Origin of the sequence: Caballeronia sp. Sq4a, assembly GCF_023170545.1 — a bacterium.
Lineage (GTDB): Bacteria > Pseudomonadota > Gammaproteobacteria > Burkholderiales > Burkholderiaceae > Caballeronia.
Genome location: NZ_CP084253.1, coordinates 327,939 through 340,561, shown reverse-complemented (window position 1 = coordinate 340,561; position 12,623 = coordinate 327,939). Strand labels below are relative to the sequence as shown.

General features: G+C 60.3%; 11 protein-coding genes and 1 pseudogene. 8 read left to right on the top strand and 4 right to left on the bottom strand.

The features are described from left to right. Positions 1-215 precede the first annotated feature (215 nt). Positions 216-431: a hypothetical protein gene (locus LDZ24_RS26015; protein WP_248324759.1), complete on the top strand. Its 216-nt coding sequence runs from the start codon at positions 216-218 to the stop codon at positions 429-431. Positions 432-545: 114 nt separating this feature from the next. Here the strand turns inward: LDZ24_RS26015 and LDZ24_RS26010 are convergent, their stop codons facing one another. The 4 genes from LDZ24_RS26010 to LDZ24_RS25995 all read right to left on the bottom strand — a co-directional run bounded on the left by LDZ24_RS26010 (position 546) and on the right by LDZ24_RS25995 (position 5,339). Beyond that, positions 546-1,061 carry a flavin reductase gene (locus LDZ24_RS26010; protein WP_248324757.1) on the bottom strand — a complete coding sequence of 172 codons (516 nt, stop codon included), beginning with the start codon at positions 1,059-1,061 and terminating at the stop codon, positions 546-548. A gap of 28 nt (positions 1,062-1,089) precedes the next feature. Continuing rightward, positions 1,090-2,280: an acyl-CoA dehydrogenase family protein gene (locus LDZ24_RS26005; RefSeq protein ID WP_248324755.1), complete on the bottom strand. Its 1,191-nt coding sequence runs from the start codon at positions 2,278-2,280 to the stop codon at positions 1,090-1,092. A 32-nt stretch (positions 2,281-2,312) separates the two neighbouring features. Continuing rightward, positions 2,313-3,665 (bottom strand): MFS transporter, encoded by a 1,353-nt coding sequence (locus LDZ24_RS26000; RefSeq protein WP_371747514.1) that lies wholly within the window; start codon positions 3,663-3,665, stop codon positions 2,313-2,315. Positions 3,666-4,430: 765 nt separating this feature from the next. After that, positions 4,431-5,339, bottom strand: coding sequence for a LysR family transcriptional regulator (locus LDZ24_RS25995; protein WP_248324781.1), 909 nt, complete (start codon positions 5,337-5,339; stop codon positions 4,431-4,433). Positions 5,340-5,427: 88 nt separating this feature from the next. Between LDZ24_RS25995 and LDZ24_RS25990 the strand changes: the two genes are divergently transcribed. From LDZ24_RS25990 to LDZ24_RS25960, 7 genes and pseudogenes are all read left to right on the top strand, one after another. Next, positions 5,428-7,050, top strand: a complete 1,623-nt coding sequence (locus LDZ24_RS25990) for an ATP-dependent acyl-CoA ligase (protein WP_248324752.1) — start codon at positions 5,428-5,430, stop codon at positions 7,048-7,050. Between the two features lie 110 nt (positions 7,051-7,160). Then, positions 7,161-8,516 (top strand): MFS transporter, encoded by a 1,356-nt coding sequence (locus tag LDZ24_RS25985; RefSeq protein WP_248324750.1) that lies wholly within the window; start codon positions 7,161-7,163, stop codon positions 8,514-8,516. Between the two features lie 24 nt (positions 8,517-8,540). After that, complete coding sequence (locus tag LDZ24_RS25980; protein ID WP_248324748.1) at positions 8,541-9,707, top strand: thiolase family protein; 1,167 nt, start codon at positions 8,541-8,543, stop codon at positions 9,705-9,707. Next, complete coding sequence (locus LDZ24_RS25975) at positions 9,704-10,009, top strand: Zn-ribbon domain-containing OB-fold protein (RefSeq protein ID WP_248324746.1); 306 nt, start codon at positions 9,704-9,706, stop codon at positions 10,007-10,009. Before LDZ24_RS25980 ends, LDZ24_RS25975 begins: the two co-directional genes overlap by 4 nt. A 113-nt stretch (positions 10,010-10,122) precedes the next feature. After that, positions 10,123-11,612 (top strand): annotated as a pseudogene (locus LDZ24_RS25970) (2-hydroxymuconic semialdehyde dehydrogenase). Then, entirely contained in the window at positions 11,609-12,034 is a 426-nt protein-coding gene (locus LDZ24_RS25965) for a RidA family protein (RefSeq protein WP_248324745.1), read from the top strand. The pseudogene LDZ24_RS25970 and the gene LDZ24_RS25965 overlap by 4 nt, the downstream one beginning before the upstream one ends. 48 nt (positions 12,035-12,082) lie before the next feature. Next, on the top strand, positions 12,083-12,616 hold the full coding sequence (locus LDZ24_RS25960; protein WP_248324743.1) for a 3-hydroxyanthranilate 3,4-dioxygenase: 534 nt from the start codon (positions 12,083-12,085) through the stop codon (positions 12,614-12,616). Positions 12,617-12,623: the final 7 nt, after the last annotated feature.

The window sequence follows — 12,623 nt, the reverse complement described above, 5'->3', positions numbered from 1 at the left end:
AGTGAGTTTCTGCCGTCAAATTCAGGACATTAATGGGCTATATGAATTGCTTTCATACGGTCCGATAGTAAGGAATGCGACGTAACGTGCCTTGTAATCGAGCCCATAAGCTCGGCAAGGCGTACTGTGAGAGCTTTCCCGCCCGCATCATTCGCAGCACGTAACGCACGTAAACGAGCGGGCGTCCCGTCATCCGACAGGACGCCCGCGTAGGCGTGATTGAACTCAGTGGTTATTCCCCGTTGTGCGATGAACAGCTTTATGAATTCATCGGACTGACTAGGCATGCCTTTCTCGACACTCTGGCGGTAGAGAATTACAGCTCCAGGCACCTAAATGACATCGGCGAACCCTTGAAAGATGATGAGCTTGCCGCCATGCGTCGCGAATGCGGAGAGGTGAGGATAGGACGCATTATCTGCGAAGTCTAGGGTGTCGTGCATCACATCAACGGCCGCGCAAGCCGCCGATGTCCTTCAACGGCGCGACATCTCACAGCGCCGCTTATCCGCTTGCACCTATAAGAAGCGGGCAGACTTGCATGATCACGCTGCCTCGCAGGAAGCGGGGCGGGGGAGCCGATGAAACTGCCGCCCGAAATACACGAGACCATCGCCGTCGTTGCGCGAGCCAATGTGCTCGACCTGCACGAAAAGCACCGAATGCGAACCGACCTTCTTACTGTCGACGATACGGCCTTCAAGACTTGCGATCGCGTCATCGAGCACGGGAAGTTCCAGTGCGCCCGGCCGCGAGCCGCAGCGGGCGAAGCGTTCGTCCATCGAGCATCCATCCATGCCCGCAAAAACGCGCGCCAGTTCCTGCGCGTGCGCGCCCAGCACGTTGATGCACGCTCGACCATTATTGAGCAGCACGTCGTGAACATAGCTCGCCTGATTGATGCAGATGAGCATGGTCGGCGGCGTGTCGGTCACCGAGCATACGGCGCTCGCCGTGATACCGCAGCGTCCGTGCGGGCCGTCAGTGGTGATGACATTGACGGCCGCGCCGAGCGAGGCCATTGCGTTGCGAAACTGTGTGCGCGCTTGATCGTTCGTCATGGCTGTTGTCCTTTCGACGTTTGCAAGTTCAGGGATAAGGCGTGACCGGCGGAATGCCGACGAAGATCGCGCCTGATGCGTCGTAATTGCCTTCGCCGAGGAAGGCGTGTTGCGTGACGACGATCGAATCGCGCACCAGACGCTGCATCCGGTTCTCGCGATAGATCGCGCCGACGCCCGCCATCTTGTACGCCTGCATCACGATATCGGCGCAGGTGTGGGCCGCGTGCGTCGCCGACAGACGCAACAGGTTGGCTTCTGCGGGCAGCACCGGATCGCCCGCGAGCACCGTGCGCCACGATGCTTCCGCGGACTCGAAGAAGAATGCCCGCGCGCTGCGCAGTTGTGCTTCCGCCTGCGCGAGCCCCGATCGATAGTACGCGCGATCGGCAAGACGGGGCGCACCCGTCGTGGTCTTCGTTACTCCGGACATCCCTGCCAGCAGGTCGAGGGCGGCGCGCGCCAGGCCAAGGTTCACTGCCGCATGCACCTGCGCCTGGTAGGCGATGGCGGGATACCGATACAACGGTTCATCGATCAGCGGCGCGCCCCCGCGCACGAAGGTCCATTGTTCCTCGACGTACTTATCCTTCAGACGCAGATCGTGGCTGCCCGTGCCTTGCATACCGACCACATTCCAGTTATCGACAATCTCGACGTCGCCCGCCGGAAAGACCGCAGTGAACGGCTTGCCGGCGTTCTTGTCGTCAGCGCCGGCAGGCACCCCACCGATTCCGACGCCGATCCAGTCCGCCCCCTTGCAACCGCTCGCGAAGCGCCACTGCCCCGACACGAGGAAGCCGCCCGGCACTCGTTCGGCTTTCTGCAGCGGATACAGGCCGCCCGCGAAGACCTGATCGGGACCGGTCGCATAGATCTGCGCCTGCGTTTCGACTGGCAATGATGCGAGGTACGTGCTAGCGGAGCCGAACGCTGCGACCCATGCAGTCGACCCGTCCGCTATCGCAATGCGTTCGAGGATCTCAAGAAAGCGCGCGGGCGGAAGCGGCTCTCCGCCGAAACGCTTAGGAGTGCTCGAACGGAAAATTCCCGCGCGCTTCATCTTAGCTACCATATCGCGCGGCACATGCGACAGGGCGTCGAACTCGTCGCGGCGGCGCTCGACTTCTTCGATCAGCGCGTCGAGCGACAACGGTCCTGCATGCTCGGGATAGTCGTTTAACGAATCGATGATTGCGTCGCTTTGAAGGGCTTGCATAGGTGATACCTCTCGGTCGATGTATGCGGATGTCATTCGGGCTGCCGACGTGCAGCGACGCGCATCGCTTTGGGAAACGTCTCCCGTGCGAGCAACGTAGCGACGACCGTAATGAGCCCCAGTGCGCCCAGATAGATGGCGACCGGCACGGCGCTGCGATAGTGGGCGAGCAGCATGGTGGCGATCATTGGAGAAAGGCCACCACCTAGTACGGAAGACACTTCCCGGCCGATGCCAAGTCCAGAGAAACGCAAACGCACTGGCAACATTTCGCTGATGAACGCGGGTTGAGCGCCCTGAAGAATGCCCAGCGTGATGCTGTTGGCAAGGACGAGCGCCGCAACCACCTTCCAGTACTCGCCTGTGCCGAGCAGGGCGAAGTAGGGCCATCCGACAAGCACGATGGCGACCGCCCCCGCGAGATAAACCGGCTTGCGCCCAACTTTGTCGGTCGCCCAGCCAAAGAATAGCGAAACGGGGACCATCAGCAGCATCGAAATGCACAGGCCGCTCAGGATCCAGCTCGACTTGATGCCGAGAAACTGCCCGTATGCGATCGAAAACGCGAAGAAGAGGTAGGACGCCGCGCCCTCGCCGAAGCGCAGGCCAAAGACGGTGAGCACTTCGCGCGGACATTGGCGCAGCACCTCGATGACAGGCATCCGGCTTTCGTGGCGCGTGGCTTTTGCTTCGGCGAATGCGGCGCTTTCGCCGACCGAGCGGCGCATCCACAGGCCAAGGACAACGAGTGCGACGCTAGCGAGAAACGGAAGGCGCCATCCCCAGCTCTGGAAGTCGCCCGCCGGCAAGTTCTGCACGAGCAGGAACGCAGCGGTGGACAGAACGAAGCCCAGTGCCGCGCCGCAGGGGCTCCATGCCGAGAGCGCGCCGCGCTTCGATTGCGGCGCGTTCTCGTGAATCAATAAGATGCTGCCGCTCCATTCGCCTCCGGCCGCGAGTCCCTGAAGAGTACGCAAAAGGACCAGCATGATTGGCGCCGCAATGCCGACTTGCTGATACGTTGGCAAGACGCCCATCAAAGCGGTTGCGGTGCCCATCGTGAGCAATGTAAGCATCATCACGACTTTGCGACCGTATCGGTCACCGATATGTCCGCATAACATTCCGCCTATAGGTCGAGCGATAAAACCAACCGTGAAGCCACCGAATGCAGCGATGGTGCCCGTCAATGGGTCGGTGCCAACCGGAAAGAACAGCTTGCCGAAGACAAGTGCGGCGGCGGTGCCGTACAAGAAGAAGTCATACCACTCGAGAATTTGGCCGAGTACTGCCGTAGTGACGGCACGGCGCACGTTGCTCGCAGGACGGGCGGATCGAGTTTGAACGAGCGTACCTAGATCAGGATTCAGAGCTTCAGGGTTCATGGTGGAGGGAAACATGAGGTGATAGTTCCCGCTTCCCTGAGGCTCAAGAAGCGGCGCGGGTCGTACCGATGCGATGGGCCCACGATATGAGCCAGGACAGGGCTCGGTCAAATTCGGGACAAAAATACCCGCTATGAATCTGATGCATAAGCTTTCGGTGTCGTAGGTACTAACCCGTGATTTGTCGTGGGTTTCATCGCGCTTTTTGCCCGTTTTTTCGCTTCTTGGCCGTAAGGCACGAGCGGACACGCAGTGAGTGGCGCTTCATTTGCCGTACTGCCGTGAATACGCACGTATGAGACTTGCCTTCGTGACTTCTTACGGCTGTTCGCGGTTGCGGGCGCAACACACGCATAAGCCGCGGCGCCCCTGTGCGGCATTGTCGAGATCGCTTCAACCGGACTTGAACCTAGCGCTGCTAGAACCGAGCGGCGTTATTGAGCGCAGCCCTTGCGGCTGAGGGTTCCCTGATTGCGCTCCAGAGCGGCTCTATCTTGAGTGACGACTCGCTCGCGCGAAAGAGGCTCGGCCGAACGAAGGGCTTAATGTTCGGATACCACGCTTGCGCGGCTTGCCGACGCACTTCCGCCATTGCCCTACGCGTTCTCCCATTCGCCAATGGCGGCTTCAAGCACGCTATTGGGGTTGCGCTCGGAAGCCGCTGCGTTCGGTTGCTGAGCGCAATCGGGCTGAACGCCGCGACTGTTCGGCGGTTCACCGAGCAAAGTTGAAGCTAAAGCACGAGAGGAATGAGTGAGCGCGCGCTTAGTCGCGATGCAGCGTATCGATGACCAATTCGCGGAACCAACGGATCCCTTCGTCATTGTCGAAGTTGCGATGCCAATGGACGGTGGATTCGATGTCAGGGATTTCCGCCGGCATTGGATAGATCATGAAGTGGCCGGTCTCATTGAACATTTGGGCGGCTCCACGGTGAAGCGTCACCATCCAGTTCGTGCGCTGCAAAATGTGCGGAACTACCGTGAAATGCGGCACGCGCAATGCAATCCGCCGATGTAGACCTTGACTGCGCAAGACCTCGTCGATCGTCAGATGGCTACTGTCACTCGTCGTCACGGTGACATGTAAGAACTCCAGAAATTTTTGTCTCGATAGCGTTCGAACTGGCAACCCAGGGCGCTTGCGCGTCATGCAGACGAACTGATCGCGGAACAGCAGCGCGTGGTTCGTGACCGGCATCAGCGACGGAAGATTACCTATGGCGAGATCGATCTGGCCGAGTCGCATTTTTTCCTCTACGTCGCGCACCGGTATCTGCTCGGTCGACAGACGGACGTGAGGTGCTACGCGCTGAAGTCTTTCGCAGATAGGCGGCAGAAAGACATGTTCACCGATATCAGACATCGACAAGCGAAATTCACGCGTGGTCGTCGAAGGATCGAATTGTTCGCTTTCGCGCAGCGCTTCGCGAATGGAGGCAATGGCGCTGCCAAGAGGCACCGCCAGTCTCTCAGCAGTAGGGGTCGGAAGCATGCCGTCCGGCGTGCGCACAAACAGCGGATCATCGAACAACGACCGCAGGCGCCCCAGCGAATAGCTGATCGTTGGCTGCGACAACTCGAGTCTTTGCCCAGCACGCGTGAGACTGCGCTCTTCGAGGATCGCCTGGAAGACGCGTAGCAAGTTCAAATCGACCTGATGGAAATTGACCATGTCGATATGGGGTAAAAAATTGATTGATTTGACCGATATGCTATCGGATTCTAGAGTGGGATCCAACATTGAAAGAGGTCCCAAGCTCATGGAATTGACAGAAACAGTCGTCGAACAGCGCGCAGAGCAGCCGAGGCTCTTTTCATCACGCACGTTGCCGGCCTTGCTTGCAGCGCGCGCGGCGCGAAGCGGTAACCAACCTCTCTTTTCTGATGGATCGACGGTATGGAGCGGTGCCGATGCCCTCGAGATCGCATCGCGCCGCGCCGGTTCACTGGCCGCGCATGGCGTGAAGCGGGGCGATCACGTCGCGCTGCTCTGCGGGAACCGGATGGAGTTCATGGAGATGGTCCTAGGCTGCGGATGGCTTGGAGCTGTCGTCGTTCCGATCAACACGGCCTCGCGCGGCCCGCAGCTCGAACATATCCTTCGTAACAGCGGCGCGCGCTTGCTCGTCGCCGAAGCGCATCTCGTCGATGTTGTTCATGCGCTCTCCGCGAACGACCTTCCGCTGCAGCGCATCTGGATCATCGACGAACCTACGGCAGACTCTCATTCCCCTGCGTACGAGACGATTGCGCTTCCACCGGCGGCGGAACCTATCGCAGCGGGCGAAATCGGAGACGGAGATCCGTTTGCGGTGCTTTACACGTCTGGCACCTCGGGTTTATCCAAAGGCGTTATCTGCCCACACGCCCAGTTCTACTGGTGGGGACGTAACACAGGCGGTGGTCTTGGCGTGGTCGCGGGCGACGTGCTGTACACCTGCTTGCCGCTCTTTCATACCAACGCGCTGAACAGCTTCTTTCAGGCGTTGGTGAACGATGCACATCTCATTGTTGGCCGGCGTTTCTCGGCGAGCGGCTTTTTCGACGCGCTGGTGAACACGCAAGCGACCGTTACCTACGTTCTCGGTGCAATGGTGCCGATCTTGTTAGGGCGGCCAGTAACGGCCAACGAGCGACGCCATAAAGTGCGCGTCGCGCTTGCGCCGGGCGTGCCGGGGCATTTCCAGAAAGAGTTCACCGACCGCTGCGGCATCGCATTGATCGACGGATACGGCTCGACGGAAACCAACTCAGTGATGGGCGGCGACGTCAGCGCTCACCGCCCTGGATACATGGGCAAGCTGAATCGGGGCTTCGATGCACGAGTCGTAGATGAACATGACCAACCGGTGGCGGACGGCGAGCCTGGCGAACTGATCCTGCGTGCCGATGAGCCGTTCTCCTTCGCGAGCGGCTACCTGGGCATGGCGGGCGAGACGGTCAAGGCGTGGCGCAATCTATGGTTCCACTCGGGCGACCGTGTGATCAGGGAATCCGATGGCTATTACCGATTCGTTGATCGCCAGAAGGACGCCATTCGCCGGCGCGGCGAAAACATCTCTTCGTACGAAGTCGAACAAGTGTTGTTGAGCCACCCTTCGGTCGAGACCGCTGCGGTCTTCGCCGTCAAGTCGACGCTCGCCGAAGACGAAGTGATGGCCGTAATCGGCCTGCGCGATGGCGAGGCGTTAGAACCGCTCGATCTGGTCCGCTATTGCGAACCGCGACTGCCTTACTTCGCCGTACCCCGTTATCTCGACTTCGAACAAGAACTGCCGAAGACGGAGAACGGCAAGATCCAGAAGTTCAAATTGCGCGAGACCGGCGTCACGGCGACGACATGGGATCTCGAAACTTCCGGATATCGGCTCAAACGTCGATGAAGTGACTGCGGACTGTTCACGGAGGCCTTCGAGAAGCTCCGGAACGGGACGACCTGCGCAACGCATGCCAAGCGAGAAAGCAACATCGAGTACATCCGACGGATGTACACATGGAGACTCTGATGACCAGCACGCGAACGTTTCCTGCAGCAATCACGCCGCCCCAGGAGGCAACCCAGCCTCTGGCCGCCCTCGTCGATGAACGTTCCCTGAGGCGCATCGTATTCGCGTCCGTCGCGGGCAACGCGCTGGAATGGTACGACTTCTTCCTGTACAGCACTGCGGCTGCGCTCGTATTCGGTGATCTGTTCTTCCCGAAAGGAGGCGACCCGCTTATCGGTACGCTTGCGGCATTCGCGGGCTTTGCCGTCGGCTTTGCCGCGCGTCCATTCGGTGGCGCCATCTTTGGCCACATCGGCGATCGCTATGGCCGCAAGAGCGCTCTGGTGTGGACGTTATCGATGATGGGCGGCGCGACGTTTCTGATTGGCTTCTTGCCGACTTACTCGCAAGTCGGACTGTGGGCGCCAGCGTTGCTGATGCTTCTGCGAATCGTGCAAGGCATTGCGGCCGGTGGCGAATGGGGCGGGGCCGTACTGATGATCAGCGAATCGGCACCGCCGGAAAAGCGCGGCTTCTATGCATCGATGAGCCAGATCGGCGTCGGCGGCGGCTTCGTGCTGTCTGCTAGTGTGTTCTTCCTCGTCCAGATGCTGCCCAAAGAAGCGCTCCTGACGTGGGGCTGGCGCATTCCTTTCCTGCTTTCGATCGCCATCTTCGGTGTAGGCGTCTACGTTCGGTCGAGACTGCCCGAAAGCACAGAGTTCGCCAAGGCCGAGGCTGCCGGAAGAAAAGCGCGCATGCCGGTTCTCGACGTGATTCGCAGATTCCCGAAGCGAATCCTGATGGCGATGGGGCTGCGCGTTGCGGAGAACGGCACGTCGTACATTGTCATCGCCTTTTCTCTCGTGTACGGCAAATTCATCGGCGTGCCCAATCAGATCATGCTGGCCGGTGTGATCGTGTCGATGGCTGTGGAACTGGTCACGCTGATCCTGTGGGGCCGGCTGTCAGACCGTATAGGTCGCAAGCCCGTGTACATGATGGGCGCGGTGGGCGTCGTCATCGTTGCGCTTCCGTTTTTCTGGCTTCTCGATACCAAGATTCCGGCACTCATTTGGCTCGCATTCTTGCTGGGCAATGCTGTCTGCCACGGCGCCATGCTCGGCACGCAACCCGCGCTGATGGGCGAACTATTCAGCACGGAGGTCCGTTACTCGGGCATGGCCCTCGGACACGAGGTCTCCGCGGTCTTTGCCGGCGGCTTGTCACCGATGCTGGCGACGGCACTGCTCGCTCACTATCACGCAGCATGGCCGGTTGCCTTGCTCATGGCTGGGCTCGGCATGATCACCGTGATCTCACTGCTCTTCACACACGAGACGGTTGCCCGTCGCGAGCATTGATCGTCAGGCCCAAGGAAATTAAAGATGACACTCGATACACGCGACGAAGCATTGCTGACAGCCGGCGTGGAAGTGCCGTACCGGCGACAGGCGACGTCGGAGTCCACAGGCGACTTGCTGGCCCGCGCGTTCGCCGCCGCCCTCGACGAATCGGGATTCTCGGCAAAGGACGTCGATGGGCTCGGCGTAGCGTCTTTTACGCTGGCTCCCGACCATGCCATCGATCTAGCCTGGCGGCTGGGGCTCAGTCCACGCTGGTGCATGGACGATTGTCACGGTGGAGCAAGCGCCATCAACATGCTGCAACACGCGATACGCGCAATCCAGCATGGCGATGCGAACGTCATTGCGCTCGTGTCCGGCGATCGGTTCGAGCCGGCTGACTTCAAACGCCTGGTCGACCACTACAACGTGACGACGCGCAACTGGTTGCGGCCGCTGGAGTTCGGCGGGCCGAACGGACTGTTCGCGATGCTCACGCAGCGTCACGCGAAGCATTACAACCTCACCCGCCGCGACTACGGAGCGCTTTGCGTGGCGCAACGCGCGTGGGCGGGAATGAACCCGAGCGCAGTCTACAGAACGCCGCTGACAATCGACGAGTATTTAGAAGCACCAATGATCGCCGATCCGTTGGGCCGATTCGATTGCGTACCCGTGGTCAGCGGGGCGAACGCAGTGATCATCGCCCGCGCCGATCTCGTGCGTCGCGCCCGAAACGTTCGTGTGCGCGCGCTGCAATGCCGTTACAACAGCGATCATCAAACAGGGGACGGCACACAGACTGCATTGGCCTCGATCGCCGGCGATTTATGGCGGCAGGCGAGTGTCACGCCGGACGACATCGACATGGTCTCGGCCTACGACGACTACCCCGTAATGGCGATTGCACAACTGGCCGATCTCGGCTTCGCGCCCGACGGCGATCTTCGCGCGATGATCGCGCGCATCGAATCGCGTGATCTGCCAGTGAATACATCGGGTGGTCAGCTGTCCGCGGGACAAGCAGGCGCCGCAGGCGGCATGCATGGTCTCGTGGAGGCGCTGACCCAGTTGCGCGGGCGTGCGGGCGAGAGGCAGGTGCCGAATGCGCGACTAGCGGTCGTGAGTGGCTATGGAATGGTCGAGTATCGCTATGGCATGTGCGCGAATGCCGTGGTGCTCGAAGCGGTCGAGCGAGGTGTGCAATGACACTCAAAGTCTTCCAATGCGAACAGTGCGGTTCAACCGTGTTCCCTGCGCGCTATCTCTGCTTTGAATGCGGTGGCGCCGAGTGGCGCGAGCGAGTGGCCGAACGCGGCAGTGTCGACGAATTGACAACCGTGCGCCGTCGCGTCGGTGCACAAGATGGCGGGGACGTAGTTATTGCGAGCGTGACTACGGATGCAGGTCCGATCGTCATCGCGCGACTCAAGGGCGTCGTGCGCGCTGGCGAGACCGTCAGGCTTGCAATCGACGAACAGAACCGCGTTCTTGCCTTGCCGATCGCCTGACCGACGCGGCAATCGTTCGTGGAACGACGCGGGCAGAGCGTGGTAGGGGTCAGGGTCCATGCAGCTTCGAAGAAGTGCACGGAAAGGCAAATTCAATCGAGCAGGAGAAGGGTGTGACATCTCAATTGGCTTCAACGTCGCGCGACCGGCAACTGTTGCGCCATTACATCAACGGTGAGTTCGTCGCGAACGGCACGACCTTTCCGAACCTGAGTCCGGTCGATGGTCGCAAGCTAGCCGATGTTTGCGAAGCAGACGCCGCGCTGGTCGATAGCGCCGTATGTGCGGCTCACGCGGCTCAGAAGGCTGGCTGGCGGGACACCACGCCTGCCCAACGGGCCGCATGGCTGCATAAGATCGCAGACGGCATCGAAGCCCGCTTCGATGAGTTCGTGGCCGCCGAAGTCGCCGATACCGGTCGACCCGTCGCGCAGGCTCGCACCCTCGACATCGCACGCGGCATTGCCAATTTCCGGACCTTTGCGGATCTTATCCGCACTGCAGGCGGTGAATTCTTCGAGACGCACGCGGCGGACGGCAGTGAGTTGATCAACTATGTAACGCGCAAGCCACTCGGCGTGATCGGCATCATATCGCCGTGGAATCTGCCTCTCTTGTTGTTCACCTGGAAGGTGGCGCCGGCGCTGGCCATGGGCAACTGCGTCGTTGCCAAGCCTTCCGAGGAGACGCCAAGCTCTGCAACGTTGCTCGCCGAGATCATGCACGATGTCGGCTTGCCGCCCGGCGTCTTCAATCTCATTCATGGGCACGGTCAGAACGCGGCTGGCGAATTCCTGACGCGTCATCGCGATATCAGTGCAATTACCTTCACAGGCGAGTCGCGCACCGGCAGCGCGATTTGAAGGCCGTTGCGGACGGCGTGAAGGAAGTGTCGTTCGAACTGGGCGGCAAGAACGCGGCCGTCGTATTCGCGGACGCGGACTTCGATGCGGCGGTCGCGGGTGTTCTCAAATCCAGCTTCACGAATGCGGGCCAGGTTTGCCTCTGTAGCGAGCGGGTGTATGTGGAGCGGCCAATCTTCGAGCGCTTCGTCGCGGCGCTCAAGGAACAGGCGGAAGCACTGCGCGTCGGTGCGCCGGACGATCCTGCTACCACGATGGGACCGCTCATTTCGCGCGGCCATCGCGACAAGGTGCTCTCGTATTTCCGCCTTGCCGTCGAAGAAGGAGCGACTGTCGTGACCGGCGGCGCTGCACCGAGTTTTGGCGACGCGCGGGACGAAGGTGCCTTCGTGATGCCGACTATCTGGACGGGCTTGCCCGATTCCGCGCGATGCGTACGAGAAGAGGTGTTCGGACCCGTCTGCCACATCGCGCCGTTCGATAGCGAAGACGAGGTTGTGAAACGCGTCAATGACAGCGCGTATGGCCTTGCCGCAAGCATCTGGACGACACAGCTTGCGCGTGGACATCGGGTCGCAAAGCAGATCGAGACGGGGATCGTATGGGTCAATGCCTGGTTCGTGCGCGACCTGCGCACGCCGTTCGGCGGCGCCAAGCTGTCGGGGCTCGGACGTGAGGGCGGCCGCCATTCGCTCGACTTTTATTCCGAATTGACGAACGTCTGCGTGAGGATCGCATGAATCAGACCATTGAGGGGCGCGTAGTGCCGGGCAAGGCGACGCCGCGGGGGCGCTTTCCGCACATCACGCGAGCCGGTGACTTCCTGTTCGTATCGGGGACCAGTTCTCGACGTCCGGACAACACGATCGATGGCGCATTCGCTGATGAATTCGGCACTGCCGCGCTCGATATCCGTCGACAGACGCGCGCGGTGATCGAAAACATGCGCGACATACTCAAGAGCGTGGGCGCGGACCTTTCGAACCTCGTCGAAATATCTGCCTTCCTCGTGAACATGAGCGATTTTCGTGGCTACAACGAGGTGTATGCGGAATATTTCGACGAGACAGGTCCAGCCCGAACGACTGTCGCCGTTCACCAGTTGCCGCATCCACATCTGCTTGTCGAGATGAAGGCCGTCGCTTATTTGCCGGTACGTTGAAAAACAAACCGCACGCATGACATATCGATTCCTTTGAGTGAGACAAGCATGCTGAGTTACGGAAAGCCGTTCAATTTCGAACGTTGGATCGACGAGCACGCGCACCTTCTGAAGCCGCCGGTGGGCAACCAGCAGGTATGGCAAGACAGTGACTTTATCGTCACGGTGGTGGGCGGGCCGAACTATCGAACCGATTACCACGACGATCCACTCGAAGAGTTCTTCTATCAGCTGCGCGGCAACGCATACCTCAATTTGTGGATCGACGGCAAACGCGAGCGCGTTGAGCTGAATGAGGGCGATGTGTTCTTGTTACCGCCGCACGTACGCCATTCACCGCAGCGACCGGAGCCGGGTAGCGCGTGCCTTGTGATAGAGCGTCAACGCCCGGAAGGCACACTGGACGGGTTCGAGTGGTATTGCGATGCATGCGGAGAGCGCGTTCATCGCGTCGAGCTGCAACTCAAGAACATTGTCAACGACCTGCCGCCGCTCTTCGACGCTTTTTACGCATCGGAAGACAAGCGTCGCTGTCCACGTTGCGGCGTCGTTCATCCGGGCAAGCAAGGCCGAACCGATTAACCGAACC